The sequence below is a fragment of the uncultured Thiohalocapsa sp. genome (assembly GCF_913062725.1).
Lineage (GTDB): Bacteria > Pseudomonadota > Gammaproteobacteria > Chromatiales > Chromatiaceae > Thiohalocapsa.
Genome location: NZ_CAJXWY010000065.1, coordinates 1 through 21,351 on the forward strand (window position 1 = coordinate 1; position 21,351 = coordinate 21,351).

Annotated in this window: 7 protein-coding genes and 1 pseudogene; 1 reads left to right on the plus strand and 7 read right to left on the minus strand. The window is 65.9% G+C overall.

Annotation, left to right across the window (positions count from 1 at the left end; all coding sequences use genetic code 11):
- Positions 1-133: 133 nt before the first annotated feature.
- The 7 genes from QZ588_RS15145 to QZ588_RS15175 all read right to left on the minus strand — a co-directional run bounded on the left by QZ588_RS15145 (position 134) and on the right by QZ588_RS15175 (position 19,701).
- Entirely contained in the window at positions 134-2,167 is a 2,034-nt protein-coding gene (locus QZ588_RS15145) for a UvrD-helicase domain-containing protein (protein ID WP_295543782.1), read from the minus strand.
- Positions 2,164-8,739: a DEAD/DEAH box helicase gene (locus QZ588_RS15150; protein WP_295543783.1), complete on the minus strand. Its 6,576-nt coding sequence runs from the start codon at positions 8,737-8,739 to the stop codon at positions 2,164-2,166. The genes QZ588_RS15145 and QZ588_RS15150 overlap by 4 nt, the downstream gene beginning before the upstream one ends.
- 87 nt (positions 8,740-8,826) lie before the next feature.
- A complete protein-coding gene (locus tag QZ588_RS15155; RefSeq protein ID WP_295543784.1) occupies positions 8,827-10,647 on the minus strand; it encodes a DUF262 domain-containing protein in 1,821 nt (606 codons plus the stop codon).
- Positions 10,648-10,702: 55 nt separating this feature from the next.
- On the minus strand, positions 10,703-16,018 hold the full coding sequence (locus QZ588_RS15160) for an N-6 DNA methylase (protein WP_295543785.1): 5,316 nt from the start codon (positions 16,016-16,018) through the stop codon (positions 10,703-10,705).
- Between the two features lie 51 nt (positions 16,019-16,069).
- Positions 16,070-16,519: a type II toxin-antitoxin system VapC family toxin gene (locus QZ588_RS15165; protein ID WP_295543786.1), complete on the minus strand. Its 450-nt coding sequence runs from the start codon at positions 16,517-16,519 to the stop codon at positions 16,070-16,072.
- Positions 16,516-16,758 carry a type II toxin-antitoxin system Phd/YefM family antitoxin gene (locus QZ588_RS15170; protein ID WP_295543787.1) on the minus strand — a complete coding sequence of 81 codons (243 nt, stop codon included), beginning with the start codon at positions 16,756-16,758 and terminating at the stop codon, positions 16,516-16,518. Before QZ588_RS15170 ends, QZ588_RS15165 begins: the two co-directional genes overlap by 4 nt.
- Positions 16,759-16,827: 69 nt before the next feature.
- Positions 16,828-19,701, minus strand: coding sequence for a DEAD/DEAH box helicase (locus tag QZ588_RS15175; RefSeq protein ID WP_295543788.1), 2,874 nt, complete (start codon positions 19,699-19,701; stop codon positions 16,828-16,830).
- Positions 19,702-20,864: 1,163 nt separating this feature from the next.
- Between QZ588_RS15175 and QZ588_RS15180 the strand changes: the two are divergent.
- A pseudogene (locus QZ588_RS15180) lies at positions 20,865-21,260 on the plus strand (integrase core domain-containing protein); the annotation flags it as partial.
- Positions 21,261-21,351: the final 91 nt, after the last annotated feature.

Sequence of the window (21,351 nt, forward strand, 5' to 3'; positions counted from 1 at the left end):
TGGCGTTGCGGCCAGCGCGGCGATGGCAGCGGCCCCCAGGCAGAGCGCAACGATCATCGGCTTCATGCTGTCTCCTGCACGCGATGCGCGATGGGCGCGCGCGTGGCCTTGAGCGCGGAACCCGATGTGCGTGCTAATCGTACAGGCGCGCTGCCCGCTTCGCCCGCGTCATGCCTACATAGACCAGCTTGCGTAGTTCTGCATCCAGCGCGTGATTGATCACGATGGCCACGGCGTCGAACTCCAGGCCTTTGGCCCGGTGCAGGGTCATCGCGAAAATCCGGGCGTCTTTGCGGCTCAGACGCTCGCGATGGTCGACGGTGGCCACCTTGTGGCCGGCCTCCCGGAGCTGCTTGGCCAGCTGGTCACGGCGCTTGGCGGTGTTGGCCATCACGCCGACCTTGGCGTCTTGGTTGTTGTCCGTGCACCGGACGATGAAGTCCAGCAGCCCGTCGTGGATAGATTCCATGGATGCGCCGGTGATGCGCTCCGGGCTCGGGCCGTGCAGCAGGGAGCGGTAACGGGACAGCTCGTCGCTGCCGCCGTCGAGGTCGTCGACCTCGACGCCCTCCAGTAGAGCGACGGCCTCCCGGCGGATCTCTTCCGTGGTGCGATAATTGAGGTAGAGCTTCTTGGCGCGGCCGCGTATATCGATGCCGCAGCTCCCCATGGTGGCCTTGTTCTTGGCATAGATACGTTGGTGTCCGTCACCAACGAACATCAGGTCGTTCGGGCCCCGGGGCACCAGCGCACGGATGAGCTTCATCGCCTGGGGGCCGAAGTCCTGGGTTTCGTCCACGATGGCGTGCGCGTAGGGTGGGTTGTCCTCCTGCGCCAATAGGGCGCAAGCGTCCCGGTAGGCATCATCGGGCTCTTTCAGGCCCTTTGCGCTGAGCTGCAGGCGGTAGTTCTCGAAGATCTCCCACAGCGCGTCGCGCTTTTTGCGGGACAGCAGTACACCCCGGCCGCGACGCCGGGCCTCGCGATACGCGTCGCGGGAGGTGAGTCCCTGGGCCAAGATCACCTGCTCGAATTCTTCGCGCACGAGCGCCCGGGAGACGCCCAGCTTTGGGTCGAAGTCTGCCATGGCGTCGTCCCAGACCGGTGCGCATCTGGTCTCGAAGTCGAAGGCGATTTCGTGCTCGTAGCGCCGTGCCTTCAGGAGGCGGAACACCAAAGCGTCCAGGTTGATGACCTCGATGCGCTGCATCTGCTCCGGGGCGCAGATGGCCTTGAGGCCGTCTTCGATGTCCAGCGCTAGGTTGGTGGTGAAGGTGGTGAACAGCAGCTTCTTTTCCGTGCCCACCAGGGTGCTGGCCAGGTGCTTAGCGCGGTGCATCGCCAGCACCGTCTTGCCGGTGCCGGCGCCGCCCAGGATACGGCTCGGTCCGTTGACGTTACGGGTGGCCAGCCGTCGTTGTGTGGGATGTAGGAAGACGCGCCACTGCTCCAGGGGCGCGGCCATGATTGCCTGAAGATCGTTTTCGCCTTCCACCACATAGAAGCGCGCCCGGCTCTCGTCCCGCTCCGCCGCGGTGGCGAAGTCTTCGGTGTCGATTGCGCGGTCAACGCGGGTTTCGCGTGCGGCCAGGATGCTCGCGACCGGATCGCCGGCCAGCGTCAGGAATAGCCCCTCGTAGGCCTCCACCGGCAGCTCTGGCTGCATGACGTCCAGGTCGCCTTCAGAGCGGATGGTCCGTACCGCCGGGATCATCTCCTCTGGCACGCCCAGCGCCATCAGGTCGCGGTCCGATAGCCCGCAGAACGCGGGCTGCGGCTCTGATGCCGATGCCCCCGACCAGCGTTGAACGGTCTCCTCGACGAAATTGACGTTGGTGAGGGTGAGTGCGCCGTTGACCGGGTTGATGCTCATCTTGCGCTTCGCTGCCCAGGCATAGGCGTCATCGTGCTTGTCGACATGCAGCCAAACGAAGACGTTGTCCTTGGGCGCCTTGAAGATGATGCCGCGGTAGTGCTCACCGATGCGCACCGAGCGGAGGTGCTTGTCCTGAGCGCCCTGTATGGTCTCGTAGTTGATGCCGGGACTCGTTGGATCGGTCTGGAACTTGAGCATGAATTCCAGCCCCTTGGTCTGCACCGCCCCGGGTAGGGCGGTCATGCGTTTGATCACGTCGTTGCTGACGATGACCTTGATGTCTTCTTTCATGCGGTCTGGCCCGGTTGTTGGACCTGCATCTCGGCTTTGAGGATGCGCTCGAGCGCCAGCCACCAGTCGTTGGCTTCCTCGATGACCCGGTATCCGGCCCCACGCCAGCGCGCTTCGCACTCCATTTGGCCCGAGGTCAGAAAGACGAGCCGGTCTTGCTCCCACAGGGCCTCGGCAACACGATAGTCGTCACCGTCCTCGTATTCGGTACCGATGGCATCGGGGGCGGGCACGTCGGCGTTGCCGAGGTAGACGAAGCCCTGCTTGAGGCGTTCGAGGAACTCGGCGTCGTCGAGTACTTGCGTCCAATCGCCGTTGGCGGCCGCGGGTACTTCGGCGTTCGGCTGCGGCACGGCCAGCGTCTCGCCGGCGTCGATCATAGACTGGGTGAGCAGCGCAGCGCCGGGCGTGGCCTGGAGCAGATTGGCGATGCGCAGCCATTGCCGCCATGCCTGACGGGCCTGCTTGTGGTCGTCGGTCATGCTCAGATCGCTCAGCACCAAGGCCCCGGCGAGGGGGTAGTCCGACGTGGTCGTGCCGGTGAGCAACTTCGGCTCGGCCCTGCCGACCCAGTGCACCCGCTGTCCGGGTGGGTGCTTATTCGGGCCATGCAAATACACGCCATGGTCAGTTGTGCCGAGCCATTCGGGCAATACGCGCAGCACCGCGGCATTGCGGGCTTTTAGCGCGTCAGTGACCTCGTTCGGGCGCAGTATGCTGCGCATCAGCAGGTGGCGCCCCGTGGGCATCAGGGCGCCCATCGGGTCCTGGTCGGCCGCATACGGCTGGCCGAGCAGACGCAGCAACAGCGACAGTGCGTTTCCAGCCAGATCCTGCGGCGGGAACTGCGGGAGTCGCTGCGGTGGAATCCGTTCCCCCGACGCTGTCATCAGCACCGCCAGCGGGCTCTCCAGGTCGGTGCCGCCCTGCTGCTTGGTCGCAGCCTCGATGTCCTCGAAGGTTACGGACCACACCCGGTACGCGCCACGGAGCATCAGCCAGGCGCGCTTGCGGGCATCGTCTGGCAGCGACTGCTTGTGATACTCCCAGCCATCCACGAACACGGCGATCGGCCGCATCGGGCTCGCCGTCCTGGTAGCCGAGATCACGAAATCCGGCTGGCACAGCACCTGTCCGGAGACATCGTCTTCGATGGGCACCTGGGTGTCCACCCAATACTTGTTCGGGCCCGCTGTCAGCAGATACGCGGTCTTGCCCGCCTTGATGTCCTGGGTGATCCGTACCGGCGGAAACGGATTGCCGTCGGCGGCCATCTGCCCGCCCAGGGCCTTCAGCGCCGGCAGAAAGCGCCGCTCCAGCTCCGAGCCGAAATCTGGATTGATGTAGATCTCCGACAGGCAGTGCACCTGTCTGCGCTTGAAGTCGCCCGCCACCAGCGCGTCCAAAAGCTCCAGCGCCGTGGCGCGGGAGATGTGCTTGCGGTTGCGGCCCTGGCGATAGTGGAAGACGCACCGATAACAGCCATCGACGTTTTCCTCGAACTGACACCCGCAGTCGCGGATCACCGCATGGGCCGCGGCCAGCACCTCCGCCAGGGCATCGGCCTTGTCGGCTAACAGGTCGTGCAGGTAACCGGTGCCACCGGGCACCGAGTCATAGATCAGGATGTAGGTCTTGCCGGCGCCGTCGCCCGCACCGGCTTCGGCCATGGTCTCGAAGCGCAGGTGGTCCACCTTGCCGCCGAAGCGCTTGCGCAGCCCCAGCTGCAGCGCAGACATGAAAGAAAAGGTGGTCCGCTCGCCGGCGCCGAAGCCCCTGGGCACCATGATGCGCAGGCACTCGGAGTCGAACTGCCGGTACAGAAACAGCCGCTCCACCAGGTGTTCGCTGCCCGTGGCATGCCGATACGGGCAATCGGGCGTGTGCGTCTGGGTCCGCTCGTCATCGCGGTTGCTGGTGTCCGCGGGCTGGACCATGCCGCAGCTCTTGCACAAAGAGAACCCGGCCTTCGGGCTGTCGTCGCCGGCGATCAGCGTGGTGTTGTCCATGGCCGCCACCGGCGTCGGCTGCCCCAGGTTGAGGTCGTGAAAGGTTGCCTTGCTGATGGACTCGAAGCCATAGATCGCGTCGCTGGACTCCAGCGTCCAGGCGCCGCGGATATGGGCGCTGTCGAAGTTCATCAACAGTCTGCGCTCGTAGTAGCACGGTTTGCGCGCCTCGTCCGTCTCGGTGATGCGGGTCTTATCCGGGCGCCGGATATTCGCCACCGCGCGCTTCAAGCGCAGCACCGGACGGACTTGGCTGCCGTCTGCCCAATGGGTGTCGCCGCAGTGCGGGCAGGCAGGCATCTGGCCCACGGGCGCCGCGACGGGCGTCAGAAAGTGGCAGGTGGGGCAGAAGCGATGTTCCGCGGGTGGCTCCGCGTCCATGTCGATCTGGTCGATCTGCACCTTGCTCTTGTGCGCATAGAAGGTATTGCGCGGGGCGAACTCCGCCAGCGCCGCATGGGCGGGCCGGCTGTAGCGGTGCACCGGCACGGCGTATTCCTCGCCCGTCTGCCGGCTGCCGTGGATGATGGTGGTGAGGGCGACGCCTTCTTCGGGAAAGGCGTAGTTCGGCAGCAGCCCGGCGTTGGTCAGGGCCTCCAGCAGGTATTCGTTGTTGAGCTGGCGAATGCGCTCGGTCAGGCCCGTGCGCTCCTTCTCCAACAGGTCGATCTCGGCTGCAGTCTGCGGGTCTTCGGGGCGCTTGCGCAGCCGTCCCAGCTCGGCATTAATGGCCTTGCGCCGTAGCTTCCAGGACTCGCGCTCGGCGTGGGTCTCCTCGAAGAAGGCCAGGAACGCGGCGCGCAGGCTTTTGTGCTGTTCGGTGCCGGTGATGAAGTCTTCCAGTTTCTGCCGCGTCTTCGACTTCAGGGCTTCCCCCAGCAGCCGGCAGAAGGCATCGAACAGGGTGGGCTCGTTGCGGTTGAAGAAATCCAGAAAGTCGAATGGAAAGCGCGTACTGTCGTGCTCTCGCGTGGCCACCTGGTCCAGGGCCTCGCTCAGCTTGTCCGGCAGGCTTGGGCTCTCCTCGGCGACCCAATGGTCGAAGAAGAAGGCGTAGATCTGCCGCCGCAGCACTTCCGCCGCATTCAGGTAGACCGCCGGCGGCTCCACGTCCGCGTGCAGCATTTCCAGCGGATTCGCGAAGTGGTACTGGTCGTGTCCGTCCGGCGAGGCGTCGGCGATGGCGAAGATCGCCGCGTTGCCGTCGCGCCGGCCGGCGCGGCCGACGCGCTGAACGTAGTTGGCCTGGTTCGGCGGCACGCCGCCCAGCATGACGCTGGACAGGTTGCCGATGTTGATGCCCATCTCCAGCGTCGGCGTGGCGGAGAGCAGGTTTTCGTACCAGGGCTCGCAGGCATCCGCCGGTGCCATGAACCTGTCCTGCAGCGCCACGCGCTCGTCGCGCTCCAAAAGGCCCGTGTGCTCGTGGGCGATCACCCGGTGAATGTCGCCCCGCTGCATGCGCACATGCCACCAGCTGCGGGCGTGCTCCGGCTCGGGGCACAGGGTCTCCGCGGGGCTGTTCCAGGCCGGCATCCCCGCCAACGCCTGCGCCGACTCCGCCGGCACCCACAGCGTTTGGGCGCCGGACGGCGTCGTCAGTCGGCGCAGGTTGCGATGGAGCTGCAACCGGCTCGGCTCCAGGCCGAACACCTGCGCGCGCCGGCCTTTGTGCTCCAGCAGCACGAAGCGCCCCAGACCGGCCTGCGCCAGGGCCGTGAGGAGCGCCTCGTAGGCCAGGGTGATGATACCGGGTGAGTGCAGCGGCCGGACAAGTGCGAGCTGCGCCCAGCCCAGCAACGGGTTGCCGTCGCGTTCTTCGAGGTGCAGGAAGCGTTGGATGCCGGCACCACGCGCGATGAAGCGGGGCGCATCGGCCCGTCCGCGGTGCGGTAGCCAGCGCTTGCGCTGGGACGCGAACTGAAAAGCATTGAAGTTCCCGGTCTCGGCATAGCGCTCCAGCTCCAGGTGGAAGATGGCGCCGGCCCGGATCAATGCCAGCACCGTGCCCAGGGCCCAAAACAGCACCGTCTCGTCTGCCAGGTCCTCGAGCCCGCCGCCGGCCTCGCGCAGCGTGGGCGTGAGGGTTTCAGCCAACGCCTGGAGGTCCGCGAGGACCGGAAAGAGCGCGGCGATGCCGACCTTCGCCAGTGTCCGCCCCCGGTCGCAACGGTGCGCAAACTCCTCCGCCGCCCGCCACTGCATGCGCTGGCCCAGCATCTGCGGCAGCCGCGAGCCCGCGGGCAGCTCGCCCGTGTCCACGAGCTTGCGCCAGTCTTGTAACCATTCCATGCCCGGCGGGATGAAGCGGGCGACGAAGTCCCGCGGCGACAACGCCAGCGGGCTTTCGGGGTCCAGATAGCAGCGGCCCAGGGCCGTCAGCGCCTCGTCCCATGGCAGTGCTGCGCCATCCGCGGGCGGAAGCAGCGCCAGGGCCTTGGCGATGCCGGCGCGCATCAGGTGGGTCTCGGTCTTGGACTCGATGTAGCCGGCGCGGTGGGCCGCGTCCTGCACCGAGTCCGAAAACAGGATGAGCTTCTTATGGTCGTTGAGTCGCGCCGACCAGAGCCGCTCCACGCTGTGGGCGGCGATGCTGGTGGTCTGGGCGCCGATGATCAGCTGCCCGCCGTGCGCGCCGCAGACCGGGCAGGTGTCGTCATGCACGGTCACCTGCCTGCCCTGCTGGCCAGCGCCGTCGGCCGCCTGCGGCTGAACCGTTCTGGTGGCGGTGACCACATGCACCGGCACCATGTCGTCGCTCTGACAGTGCGGGCATAGGGTCACATGCTCGTTGCCCATATGGCCGCATTGGCCGCACAGCGCTTGGCGCAGCACCGGGACCATGGGGCGTCGCTCGCGGGGACACGGCTGCGGGCCGCCGTCGGCTGCGACCCGCGGATAGAGGCGCGCAATGAACGGGTCGGTATGCCGCGCGAAGAAGGCCGTGTAGATCTGCTCCGGACTGCTCACCACCCGGCTCTGCTGCGGCGGCTTCAGCGTCAGCCAGCCGGTGGTGTGGCAGTGGCGGCACTGCACCACCGGCAGGCGCAGTCGCTCGCGCTGGCTCAGCACCGCGGCCTCGGCGGTCAGCTCGATCTGCCGCGGGTCGCGGCTCACCGTCGCCAGCATCCGGCGCAGCTCCTGCAGCCAGAGCTGTACGCGCAGGGTCACCAGATAGTTCAGCGCCTCCACCGATGTCTGCGCGTTGGGCGTTTGGCCCGCCCGGGGCGCCCGCGCCCAGGCCACCAGGGTCAGCAGGGCCGTGATCAGGGCGGGCGCCTGCTGCTGCAGGCGGGCGCTGAGGGTACGTTTCAGCTTGTCTGCGATCTCATCCACGGTCACCGGCGCATGGGTGGCCGTGCGCAGCAGGGACTGAAACAGCAGGTGCTTCTTCAGCTCCTGCCCGAGCCGGATGCGCCCGAGGGCGGTGTCGAGGCCCGCCGTGAGCTCGGCGAGGGTCGGTGGATCGCTGAAGAAGGCGGGCAGAAACTGCGCCACAGCCTCCTGCGGCCGCGCGAACGCGCGCTGTTCAATAGCCCGCAGCACCGTCGCGTCATCCGGAATCAAGTGCTCCACCACCAGGTCGCCGATGAACGCATCGAAGCCCAGGCGCCGCTCGGTGATCACCGATGCGGGGTCGAAAACGGTGGCGAACACCTGACCCGCATACTCCCGCAGCGGGCCGGTGTCGCTGGCGTCGCCGAGCGTCGCCGAGGTGCCGACGCAGATCAGGCGCTGCGGGTCGCATTGCAGCCGGTGGCGCAGGCGGCGGATCAGCATCGCCAGGTCCGTGCCCTGGGCACCGTCGAAGGTGTGCAGCTCGTCCACGACCAGAAAGCGCAGCGTCTGCGGGGCGTTGTAGCGCCACAGTCCTTGGTCCTGCGGACGGATCAGCAGGAAATCCAGCATCTTGTAATTGGTTAGCAGGATGTCCGGCGGGTCGTCCCGCAGCACGTCTTTGTCGGTGATGACGTGGTCCAGCCCCATGGTCGGACTGTCGGGCTCCGGCGCTTTGCCCGCTTTGCCGGGCTTGTACCGGGTCTTGCCGGAGCCGACGAAGAGTCCGGCGCGGATGCCGTGGAAGGCCGGGGTCCGGTGCACGAGCTCCGCGATGCGCTTGGCTTGGTCGTCCGCCAGCGCGTTCATCGGATAGATGATGATGGCCCTAATGCCCGATCGGCCACCCGCCAGGCCTGCCGGCTCGGCCCGCGCCTTCTCCCGCGCCACGTGGTCCAGCACCGGATACAGAAAACACTCGGTCTTGCCGGAGCCGGTGCCGGTGGCCACCAGCGTGGACACCTGTTCGATGCCGCAGCGCCGCCAGGCCTGTTCCTGGTGCAGAAAGGCCGGATGCTCGGTCTCGAAGTCTGTGAAGAAGCCTTTGCCGCTGCCGCCGGCGACGAACGGCATGCCGATCTGCACATAGGGCCCCTTCACCCAGCCGGGCGTCTCGATGAGCCGGCGTACCGCGTCTTTGAAGTGGGCGGTGGAGGGCTCGAACTGGGTGCGCAGAGTCTCCGCGACGCCGTGTTGGACCTCGTCGATGACTAGGGAGGGGAGCATCCGAGCGCCTCCTAATGATGCTGTGGCTGGGGTTCCTCAGCAGGGTTCCGTTGCTGGGGTAGATGCAAGAAACGGTCAGTACCCATGCTATGTGTCACCGATTGCTTGTGAAGGGTGCCCCGACTGCAGCACCTTTTTAGCCATTGCTTGTTCGATGATCTCCAGCAGCCGCTGCTTTCGCTGTTGATAAAAGGCCTCGAAGTCATCGGTGCGCAGGGTCTCGCTTGGGATGCAATGGCCGTCGAGAATACCGTCCATCGCCGCATCGTCGATCTGCACCTGCCTGTGTTGCTGCAACCGCCGCAGGTAGGCCGAGGGCGCATCACCGCCGATCATACGGTTGGCTTTATAGGAGATGGGCGTCTTATTGATGATGGAGTCATAAACCTTTGCGGCGATCCGCTGCTGCTCGCACCAGGTGCGCGGGAAAATGTGATGGATGTCCAGCTCGACGCCTTGATTGTCCAGCGCCTGAATATTGCCCTTCCAAAAGAAGTCCACGGCGCCTTCACGCAGGATCAGGACGTTGATCCCCTTGTAGGCGGCACTCAGACGGCTGCGCAGGGTCTCCAGTCGTGCGGGATCGAACGAGGCATCCAGCACGGTCCTTGGCACGTTGGCATCGTCCTCGAACCACTGCATCAACTCTTCCAGGTCCAAGGCGATGCGGGTCTCTACCGCGCCGCCGTAGAGCTCGCCCAGGACGCCACTCCAGTACCAACGTGAGAGCTTCCGGTAGACCTGTGGCTCGCGCCAACGCTCGCCCAACAGTGTCATCACTGCGGCCAGTGGCACGAGCTGGGTCGCATAGGGGAGCTCCCGGCGCCGGTAGAAACACTCTCCCTGGAGGAAATGGGCGGCCTCGACAAAGCCCTGCTCGACCCGGTCGACCCAGTCCCGATAGGCGTCCAGCGGCAGATCCAGAACCGCAGACCGTTTTGCGCTCACCGGCCGCACTTGTTTACCGGTCTTGCCGTCCTGGATGTCCTGCTGCTTGCGCGCCCGCGTGTGCAACAACGTGATGGCCTGGAGCAGGTCGGTGCTCTCCACATCCCCGAGCAATTCATGGGTTTCCAGGCGCGCCTTGCGCGACGGCACGTCGCGAAGGTCGGAACCGAACCAGTCATCGCGCAGGTTATAGCCTGCGGCGGCATAGCTCGCCGTGATCAGCTCGAACACCGAGAGCTGTACGCCGCCGGTGTTGACCTTCTCGAAGACCAGGCAGACCGCCTCCTTGGAGGTCTCCTTCTTCAGCTCGATCACCGGCAGCTGGTACGCCGCAAAGGCGCTGATGACCCGTTCCTGGAACTCGAAGTAGACGCCGATCTGATCCTTGTTGTACTTGAACAAATCGCCTGCCCAGTCGTTCGGCGTCAGCAGCCTGTTGCAGGGAAAATAGAGCTGTTCGCATTCGAGTTGCCGTGTGGACAGGTCAAGGTCGAGATCGCGGCCGAAGTTGCTACGCTTCTGTCGCGTTTCATCGACCGCGATCACGGCATCCTCGAGCCGGTCTTCGCCTTCCAGGGCGATACGGATATCGAAATAGTAGTAGCGCTTGATGGCCTTGCCCTTGGCGGTGCGGGTATCCACCGGCGTGGACAGTCCCACGGCCTGGGTCAGGCTGGTGAGGCGTTGCTGGCCGTCGAGCACGAGCAGATCCGGGTGTTTCGTGGCGTCGCCCGGCGATACTCCCTCTACCGGCCGGGTCTCGAAACTGACCTCGCCCCCGGTCTCCATCAGCATCACAGCGCCGACGGGAAAGGACCGGGCGATGCTGACCAGCAGGCTGCTGACGTGGTCGTCGTCCCAGACCCAGCCACGCTGGAAGTCCGGCAGTTGGATCGTTCCGGCGGTGATGTCCTTGAGCATCTCCGGGAGCAGGCGCTTGGTGCTGTCGAAGGTGGTCATCGAGGCTCCGTGTCTTGATACCGGGGTCGTCGTTGGTGAGCACGGGCGTTACGCGTCAATCGCCCCGCTCGGCGAAGAAGGCCCAGGCGATGCGGTAGTCCTCCTCCCGGTCGGGGCGGAGGAAGGGCGCCTGGTATGCGATGGTGCGCTGGCGCGGACCGCCGGGGAGGGTATCGTCCCAGAACGTCTTGGTGACCGTGCTGCCGGCGGGGAGGTCGCGAATATCCTCCCATCCAAGCAGGGTGTCGGTTTCCTCACGGCGCGCGGCCTTGAGGCCGTAGCTGATATCGGCATCGCGGTCGGCCTTGCGGGCCTTGCGCGGCAGGCCGACACCGACGAGGCCCTTGCTCGGGGTGAAGACGATGCGTCCGGTCTGGTCGTACCAGGTGTCGGCCTCGTACTGGCGCATCACCGGGAACTGGACCCGATAGATGGTCAACAGTTCTTCCAGCGTCAGGCCCAGGGCCTGGGACACCAGCACGTCGATCTCCAGCAGCGCCTGGCGGCGGGCATAGTCGGTGCGCAGGGCACAGTGGCGTTGCCAGATGGGGGTGAGGTTGGCGAAGAAGTCCTTGTCATCGCGTAGGCATGCGGACCAGGGCGGGCTGTTGGGGGCGTCCGGGTCGATGGACCAGCGTTGGTTGGGGAAGTCGGCTTGGTAGCAGGATTGCCAGAGGTCGGTGTAGTGGGTGGTGAGGCAGGATACTGCCAGGGCCCGTGAATGTACCGTTAGACGATCGCAAGCATTCGCTAGGACTGGTAGTTGATTGATGAGCGTGGTATTAGCATGACCCATTCCTGTGCTCTTGACTCGATAATCGACTGGTAGAGCAAGGCACATGCAGAAGTAGTCCATCAGCACTTTGTTGCTCTTGAATGCAGTACCCAGTGTTGTATGCACATGGGCAACATATTGAGGCACTATTGTCGGAATGAGTGTTCGTTCAGAAAACGGGTCGGTCATCTCCCGATTCACATGACGATAATAAGAGGTCACAGGAAGATGGGTACGCTTGGGATTTGGTGGGCCGATTTCCGGCTGCAGTTCAACCCAAGGCACCCGCGGCGTCCGCTCCGCATAAGCCGCCGGCGAGCAGGCGGGCACGTAATTGGTGCGGGGGAGATAGTCGTCGGGGATGTGGGTCAGATCGAGACAGTCGTAATGGCTGTTGGCGGTGCAGACGGCCCGCGGCGTCTTGTACAACGGCGTGCCGACGAAGAAATGCGGGCCCGAGAGTACCCATTGGCCGGCATCGTCCGGGAAACGGGTCTCGCGGCGGATGGTGCCGTCCTTTTGCTGGTTGGTCTCGTGCCACATCTCTAGCGATAGATACTCCCCCTTGAGGTCGCCGAGGCGCCGTGGCTGGGCCGCAAACTTCGCCAACACCGCAATCAGCTGCCGGGCATGCAGCGCGGGCAGGCGGGCTTGCAGCGGCGGGGTGCCGGTCTCGTCGTAGAGCTGCGCGAACAGGGCCAGCTCGTGCTCGCCAACCGGGATCAGTCGGTCCCGATGGCCCTGGATGGTCCAACTCGAGCGCCCGCCATCGCCTTCTTGCTTGATGCCGGGCACGGGGCCGCCGCCGTTGTGGCTGAAGCAGGCGGTGATGGTTTGCGGCAGGAAGAGGTTGGCCAGGTGTGCGAAACGTGGTGCTTTCTGTGCATGGCCATAGACGTTGATACTGAATTTGGTGTGGTGATCGACGTCGCTGAAGAGCATTAGTTCGTTGGCGAATTGGTAGTGTGCCCGCAGGCGTGGATATGCCTGCGCCCGAAATGCGCCCCCCTTCGGATCATCGTAGATTCCCTCAGGATGCAAGAATCCTGACACCCCCCGCGCATTACTCAACATCCAAGCCTGCGGCAAAAAGCACTTGTACAGATTTGTCTGCACCCCCCGCAGCAAGGGATAGTTCTGCCGGGCGTTCAGGAACGCCTGCATCCCCTCCTGCTCGCACAGTTCATCCAGCCAAGCCGCCTGCATGTCGGGCCATTGTTCGAACAGCACCGCGCGACGCTTCGCCAGCGCCGAGGCGCTCATTTTGCGGATGGCGATCTTCGGGTCGGCCTCGCCGAGGACGCCTTTCTCTTCCCATTCCACCTTGATCCAGGGCGGGTTGCCGAGGATGAGGTCGAAGCCGCCGCCCTCGGCCTCCGCCACTGTGCCGGCGGGGGAGGAGCAGTGCCAGCGGAAGATGTCGGCGAAGGCCAGCTCCCAGTGGAAGAAGCGGTAGCGCTCGGCGAGGCGCTCCACCTGCACGACGCGGGGGAAGTTCTCGCGCAGGCGCTTGATGCGCAGGTCGCCATAGCGATCGTGCAGGGTCGAGGTGTTGGCGGCGGTGGTAAGGCTGCGCTGGCCGGGCAGGTCGTCGAACAGCGAGCCCTGCACCTCCGGCACCAGCACCTGTTGCTCGGTACCGTTCGGTGCCGGGGCGCTCGCCGGGCCCAGGTCCAGCTCCGTCTGCGCTTGATCCGCCGTTGGGATCTCCATGACATTGCCGTCCAGGATGGCGCCGACCTCGGTGATCCACTGGGTGCGGGACGGCAGGGTGGCGGTCTGGTTCAGGGGCCAGAACCAGAGCGCGCACCAGTAGTCCATCACCAGCTTGAGGCGGCGGTAGGGCGTTGCCTTGTCGCCGTCCTCGTTCAGCATGCCGGCCTTGCGGGTAGCCTCTTTGCTGGCGCGGCTGGTGAGGCTGGCCTGGCCGGTGTCCGGCTGCGGTTCGCGGGCGATTGTTGGCGCCTGTTCTGGTTCGGTTTCTGGCCAGACCGGCAGCGGGTCTTCGGTGAGGGCGCGGTCGCGGGCCAGCTGCCCGGCGTGCTCCCGCCACAGGACGTCGATGCGGGCGCTGAGCTGTTGCAGGCGGCGGATCTCGATATCGGAGTATTTGCCGATCAGCCGCCGCTTCCAGTCCTTGAGCTGCCTCAGCTCAACGCCGCAGGATTGCCTGACCACCTTGTTGGCGTAGTCGCACATGCCCTCGTCGGGCAGGAGAAAGTGGTAGATCTCGTCGTCGCGGCGGGGCTCCTGGGGCGTGACGCGCCGCGGCGTGGCGTAGAGGTAGCAAGCCGGGTTGGGCTCGGATTTGGTCTTGCCGTAATAGTCGCTGGCGTAGTGGTTGATGCGCCGCGGTGCGGCCACCTGCTCGGTGCTGAACACCTGCGCCCGGGCGCCCACCAGCGAGTTGCCGGTGAAGAGCTGGTAGCCAAACCAGGGCACCCACGCCGGCAGCGGGCGGCCTTGGCTGTCGGTCTCGCCGTAGATGGCGTTGAGCCACAGACTGATCTCGGCCAGCTCGGTGGCAATGGGGTTGAGGTCGACGCCGAAGACGTTGGCGTCCGCGAGCCGCATGCGCACCTTCTGCAGCTCCTGGGGGTATTGGTCGTGGGGGATACGGCGCTTGAGCGCCCGCTGCTTGCGCGTGAGATAGGCCTCGGCGAGTTGGTTGACGGCCTCGTTGAGGAAGGCGGCGCTGCCCATGGCGGGCTCCAGCACCCGCAGGCGCAGGATGTCGTCGGCGCTCTTGTCCTGAAGCAGCTCCTTCAGCGCGTACTTGACCAGGCACTGCGTCAGGGACTGGGGCGTGTAGTAGCTCGCGCTCTTCTGCCGGTCGCGCCCAGCGAGGCGGTAGATGAAGGTGCCCTTGGGGTAGACCCGAAGCTGCCGGCGCCCTTCGGCGTTGATGAAGGTGACCTTCTCGCTGTTGTGATAGTTGCCGATCTTGTCTTTGGTGACGAACCAGCCGTTGGCGAGCAGGTCGGTGCTGCCGCCGTAATCCTCGTCGCCGGCGGCCGCCTCGCACTGGCCGTCACCATCGATACGGTCGCCGTTGCCGTCGCCGCCGCTGCGGGGCGCTTGCTGCCTCTTCTTCGCCGCCGGCATGACCTCGTAGAGGTCTTCGCTGGCGAAGAACCCGCGATAGGACAGTAGAGACTCGTAGACGGCGCCGAGCTGATTGATGGACAGCGCCTGGTAGCTGACCCGGCGGGTGCGGCGGGTCTTCGGGTCTTTGGCGAAGGACAGCCCGCGCAGCACCCGCTGCCAGATGTGGTTGGGGAAGCGGACGCGGTTGAGCAGCGGTGTGCTGGCGGGGTCGAACAGCTTGCTGTCGAGCGGTGGCAGCTCGAAGGCGTTGATGGTGGCGCCCAGGCTCTGCTGCATGGGCCGGCCGCCGGCGGCGGTGCCGTCGGCCACCATGGTGAAGAGCTTGCACAGGGTCTGGTGGAAGTAGCTGCCCTGCTGGGCCGCGGTGGTGTGCAGGTCCGTCAGCGTCAGATCGCGCAGATGCTCAAGGCTGTAGCCGCGGGTGTAGACCTCGCTCTTGTTGATGGGCACATAGCCCAGCTCGGGGCGAGCCTCGATATAGAACAGGAAGATCAGCCGGTAGACCAGGCGCACGCACTCGGTGCTGAGCCGGCCCGCATCCAGGGGCTTGACGGTGCCGGTGTAGGTGAAGCCGTGGTCGGCGATGAGCTGGCGGGCGGCCTCGTTGCCGAGCAGCTCGATGGCGTCGCGCAGGGCGTATTTGAGGTCCTCGCTGACGCCGGCGTCGTGCTTGTGGGACTCGGCGTCCAGGGTGTCCAGCAGGCCTTCGCCCTCCGTCGGGCACAGGGCATCGCGGTGCAGCAGGGCCTGGCAGGCGCTGAGGGTCGTCGGCGGCTTCTTGCCCAGGATCTCTGCCAGGTCGAAGCGCAGGCAGCGGTTGGCGGGCCACTTGAAGCGATCGATGAGCAGCCATTGCAGTTCGCCCACCAGCAGCACGTAGCGGGGCGGGTGGTCGGCGCCGAAGACGGCATCGGTGAGCAGCTCGGCGAGCGGGCGTGGGGTCCTTTTGCCCTTGCCGAGGTAGGCGGCGGGGATCTGTTCGATGTCGAAGTGACGGGGTGAGAGGGTGACCTCGAGGGGATCGGTGGCCGGGGCGCCGGGCTTGAGCTTTTGCTCCGGGTTGAAGGCGGGGAGGACCACCAGCTCCGGCGGGGTGCTGCCGCCGTCGCCGCCCTGGGTGCGCCGGTCGAGGGCGCACCAGAGGGGCAGCGGTTGGCCGCCGGTCCAGTCGTGCTCCTGCGGCGTGATGCGGTAGCCGAGGGCGGCGAGCAGATCGCGGTGCAGGTCTTGGTGCCAGCGCAGGCGGGTGTCGAAGTCGGCATTCTGCGGGTAGTCCGCGTACCGCTGGAAGAAGGGGGCGGCGAGGCGGCGCAGCTGCTTGTGGACGGGCTCCGCCGCCGGCTCGTCGGGGTCGGCGGTGGTTGGCGTCTGCGCTTGCAGCCAGTCCTTGAGGCGGGACTGGAAGACGTGCGCAAAGAAATGGTGGCTGTAGAACTCGTTTTCGTTGTCGATGCCGGGGAAGACATCGAAGCGTTCTTCTGCGCCCATTGCTGAAGGATCGGTCTGCTCTGGTCTTTGGCGGAACTGGACTCGGCCTGGCTACCCCTGAGCGCCGGCGTCGGGCGCCGGGGCAACGACAATGGCGGCGCCAGCGGCCTCGGTGGCGGCCAGTAGCTTGGCATCGAAAGAGGCCAATGCGGAGCCGGTGCGCAATGCCAGCTCGAGGTAGGTCGCGTCATAGGCCGAGAGCCGATGGGCCCGCCCGAGGGCCATCACCATTTCCTGACGGTTCGCGGCGGGCACATCGTCGGTTTGGATGGGCAAGCGGGACAGACGATTCAGGTAGTCGATGACTTGGGCCTCCCGGACCACCATACGGCGCTCTGCCACCAGTAGCGCATTGGCGATCTCGATATGCCAAAGCGCCGGCACCAGGACCGGCTGTTCGGCCAGCGTGTCCAGCACGCGATCCGCCAACAGGCGTTCATCGGGATGGGCGCGCTCGAAGATCCACGCCAGCGCCAGGGAGGCGTCCAGTACCAGGCTCAACGGCGCCCTTCCTCGATCCAGGTCTCGATGGTGGCCGAATCGACGCCTCGCACTTTCGGCAACGCGCGCATTGCGGCGATGGCCGCGCGCGGGTCTGTGAATTTGCCATGCGTGCTGGGCACCAAGTCCGCGACCGGCTCGCCGCGTAGCGTGATCGTGTAGCGACGGCCGCCCTGCACCTCGCGGAGCAATTCGGGCAGCTTGGTCTTAGCGTCATAGGAACCGACTTCGACGTACATGTAACCCCTTAACAACTGGTCTATAGACTGGTCTAGTTTAGGCGTCCATCATCCTCTGTACCAGTGGGCTCACCGACCGGCGCCGGTGACGCCCGCGAGCACCTGGACAAAGGGTACAGACTGCACCTCCAGGCTGTCTTTGACCCACCGGCCGTACTCGGTGAAGACGTGCTCGATGTCCTTCAGACGCTGCGCCCGCTTGCCTTGCTTGAGCTGCTCGGGCTGGTCCGATTGCGCCAGGCGCAGTTCCAGCTGGCGCTCCTGGGCGCCGCGCAGGTCATCGAGCTCGGCGAGCTTGCGCCGGACCTCCGCGTCGCGGACGGCGCTGAAGTGCCTGACCTGGTCTTCGACAAACAGCTGCATCGTGGCGACCGCATCGCCGAGGGAGCCTTGCAGCGTCGGCAAATCCATGGGGTGCTTGGCGTTGGGGAGCTTGCGCTCACCGATACCGGCGCGGGCGCAGAAGGCGTCGAAGTCTTCGATGGCGTGGTCAGCGTCGCCGCGGCGGCTTACGGCCTTCCACTCGGCGATGAGGGGCTGGCCCTTGCGGTTCGGGATCAGCCCGAGCATCAGGAAGGCGTGCTCGTCCGCCGCCAGCTGGCTGCTCGCAATGACCGGCGCGCGCCGGCGGCCCACGGCGCCGATGACCCGGTCCATGAGCCACTGGCAGATGGGATGCTGCGGCCAGAGAAACTGGATGTCGGGCCAGGCGGCGCCCTGGCGGTCGGCCTCGCGGGCGCGCTGGATGGATGCTTCGACGATATCGCGACGGGCCGAGAGCACATATTGGTCGGTCTCGCGCAGCACCTCGGCGGGGAGTTGGCGGCGCAGCCGTCGGCGCAGGTCCGCGGGCGGGTCGAGGCGCAGCATGCGAGCGTCGTCGTCGATGCGGTAGCCGTGCGCTTCCGGCACCGTGCGGATGGCCTGTTTGGCGAAGGCGTAAATGTTCTCGAAGAAGCGGTGCGGCGGCGGCGGTGGGGCGGCGGGTGCTGCTTGCTCCGCCGCGCCGAAGAAGGCGGCCTCCCAGTCGTCATCGTCGTCCGGTGGTGGGGCCTCGTCGATGCATGCGCGCTCGAACTGTTCGGCGCTCATGCCGCTGGCCAGGGCGTCGGCGACCACTTGCTCTTCTGCTTCGATGCTGTGCTTGCGCAGAATGGACGCGGGGTCGCCGATGTTGCGGCTGATCTGCTCGTCTTTTTGCACCAGCACCTCGATGACGCGCAGGTCGCCCTTGATGCGTTCGATGTCGGAGGCTGTCAGCAGGTAGTCGATGCGCGGGGTGTGGGTCTGGCCAAAGCGGTCCACCCGGCCGTTGCGCTGCTGGAACACCATCGGCGACCAAGGCAGGTCGAAGTGCACCAGCCGGTGGCAGAGGTAGTGCAGGTTGAGTCCCTCGGCGGCGACGTCGGAGCACAGCAGCACGCGCAGGGCGTCGTGCTCCTGGCCAAAGCGCTCGACAATCTCCTGCTGCTCGATGTCTGAGAGGCCGCCGTGGAGCACCGTAAAGGCTTGCGCTCGCAGGCCAAGGTCCTGCGGCAGCTGCGCCAGGAGCCACTTCAGGGTCTCGATGCGCTCGGAGAAGATCACCAGCCGGTCTTTGCCGTCGGCCCCGGTCCAGCGGGTGTCGGGCTCCGTGAGCGCGGTCAGCAGGCACTGGTATTTGCTGAAGTGCGCCGGCGTGATGGCCGCCAGCGTTCGCAGCAATGCCCCGAGGGCATGGACTTCGGTGCGCTCGGCGTCGGTGGGGGCGGTTTTGCGGCCGAGCATGCCCATGCGGTTGCGCGCGTAGGCGGCCGCAGCGGCGGGGCTGGAGAACAGGGCCTTCTGCAGGCCGACCCGTTGCAGCTCGCCCCGCCTGTCGCGGGCGCGCTCGCCCCGCTGGGTGAAGGGAATCGCCAACGTGGCCCGAAATGCGGCTTCCTCTTCCGGCGTGGCCTTGGCCGACAGGCGGCGGGTTACCGGCTCGGGGAACTGGTCCTGAGCCTGGGCCTTGATATCTTTTTTGAATCGGCGCACGAAGAGGTCCTTGCGGTCCAGATCGGCGCGGGTGTAATCACTCGGGTCGGAGATGGCGGTGGGGTCCAGCAGCCAGATCAGGGAGGCGAAGCTATGGGCGGAGCCATCGTGGGGCGTGGCCGAGAGCAGGATCAGGGTGTCGGACTTGGTGGCCAGCGCCTTGGCCAGCCGGGCGCGCTGGGAGGAGCCGGCATCGGACTTGCGCATGGCAACGTTGTGACACTCGTCGATGACGATAATGTCCCAGCGTGAGCTTTCCAGGTAGTTGCGGTATCCGTTCTCGCCCTTCAGCGTATCCATCGAGACGATGGTCTTGTCGTAGTAGTTGAAGGGGTTGTGGCCAGAGGGGATGTTGTTGCGGATGCGCTGGATGCCGGCGGAGTCGAGCCGGACCAAGGGGATGGTAAAGCGCGACCACCACTCCTTTTGGAACTGGGTCAGCATGCTCTTCTGCGTGATCACCAGGATGCGGCGCCCGCGCCCGCGGATGTCCAGTTCTGTGCTGAGCATGCCGGCTTCGAGCGTCTTGCCCAGACCAACCCCGTCGGCGATGAGGATGCGGGTGCGGACCTGCCGCAGCCCCTGCTCCGTCGGCACACGCTGATACTCGGCGAACTGCATCACCGCCTGATGGGCACGGTGGATGTGTGCGTCGTTGGCCACCGTGCGCAGGCGTTGACTCTCCAGGTAGAGCAAGGTGTCGGTGAAGTAGTCGCTCGCGTCCTGAAACAGCACCGTCTGCGATGGATCGTGTACAGCAATGTCGGTTTCCAGCCGGTCGAGGAAGACGGCGGAGGTGCCGCGCACCAACTCGGACAGGCCATCGCAGGTCAGGGCCTGGCCGCCGTCGTCGCTTTGATCGATGCGACGCACGATCCAGTCTTCATCGCGGATGGTGACGCGTGCGCCGGGGGCGAGGGTGGGCATCAGGTACCTGCGCCGCTGACCCGAGTGCGGTTGCCCGTCGAGGCGCCGGGTCGGCCACGCCTTGCGCCTTCGATGGCTCGCCGCCGCGGGCCGCCGGCGTTGATCAGAACGGTGTGCTTCGCATCCGATGTGTTCATGGGGTTTTGCGTGTGCACAAGCGTGGTGATCTGCCTATGCTGCGACGCCGAGGTCCGAACAGTCAAGGTGAACGTGAACGCGCTTGAGCCGGCGCACCGGGGCTGTGCACGTCAACGGGCAGGCATTGAGAGATCGCCCGGGCGACGGTAACGGTGCGCCTCTACCCGACCATGGCCGCGCTCGCTGGTCTCCGGCACGTCGCTCTCACCGTCGGCGTATTCGACGACCTGCACGACGCGACGAAACGCCGACATCCCCGAACCGCATCCCATCTGGCTCAGGCCCTGTGACCCATTTCCATGGGCCGCAATGATGCTGACTGCGGGATCCACAAAGTTGTCGTGCAGCAGCTTGGTCGGGTAACCTGAAGTTGCTCAGGTACATCCAAGCAATCGACTGGCAAACTCTCCGTTTTTGATTGGCCATGCACAGGCGGCGCCGAGTGACGCGACGCGGCTTCCGGCAACGGCGGTACTGGTGATGGAACATGCGCCGGACCTGACGGCGATTGTGATCATGCACAACATGGTGCGTGAGGCGCCGCGCACGCTGTACTCGCTGAGCCGCGCCTATCAGCGGGCCCTGGGCGGGCTACGCTACCGGGTGTTGGTGCTGGATCATGGCTCGCGGGAGCCGTTGCCGCCGGACGTGGCGAGGCGGTTCGACGCCGACATCGACTACCGGTTCGTGCGGACCGACGCGGTCTCGCCGGTGGCGGCGATCAACGCCGCCGCAGCGGAGGTGACGAGCCCGTTGCTGATGATCAGCATCGATGGGGCGCGCATCCTGAGCCCGGGCCTGCTGGGCTGGGTGCGACGAGCCGCCCTGTTGTTTGCAGACCCGCTCATCTATACCCTGGGCTGGCCGCATCGCCCAGACGGCGGTCGTCCTGGTCCTGGAGGCCTTGCTGGAGTCGGTGTTTCGCGCCAACGTCCGCGGCTACCGACGCGCACCGGGGGAGGCCCCCATCGCCATGGTCGCCGGTGGTGTGTTGGCCAGACAAGGGCGCCACACCGCTGGAGACACTGTACACCCTCAAGATCACGCCATCTTTCAGCCGCCCCCACGTGAGCAACGACAACGCCTTGTCCGAGGCGTTGTTTCGCACTTGCAAGTACGTCCCAGACTATCCCGTCAACGGCTTCGAGTGCCTGCAGGCCAGTCAGCGCTGGGTGCAGCACTTCGTGCGCTGGTACAACACCGAGCATCGCCACAGTGCGATCCGCTTCGTCACGTCCGATGATCGCCATCGCGGTGAGGATCACGCTATCCTCGCCAAACGCCATGCCCTGAATCTGGCCGCACGCGATGCCCATCCCGAACGCTGGAGCGGCAAGACCCGCAACTGGACCCCCATCGCGGTCGTCTCGCTCAAACCGCAGCGGGCGCCCGACACAACGCCGATCAACAAGCTCGAGTGAAACCATGGGGCAGGCGGTTGAGTCGGCCGAGGGAACTGCCCCCTCAGCCGCTCGCAGAACCCGGCGTGAGCCTCTCGACTCACCGGGCTCC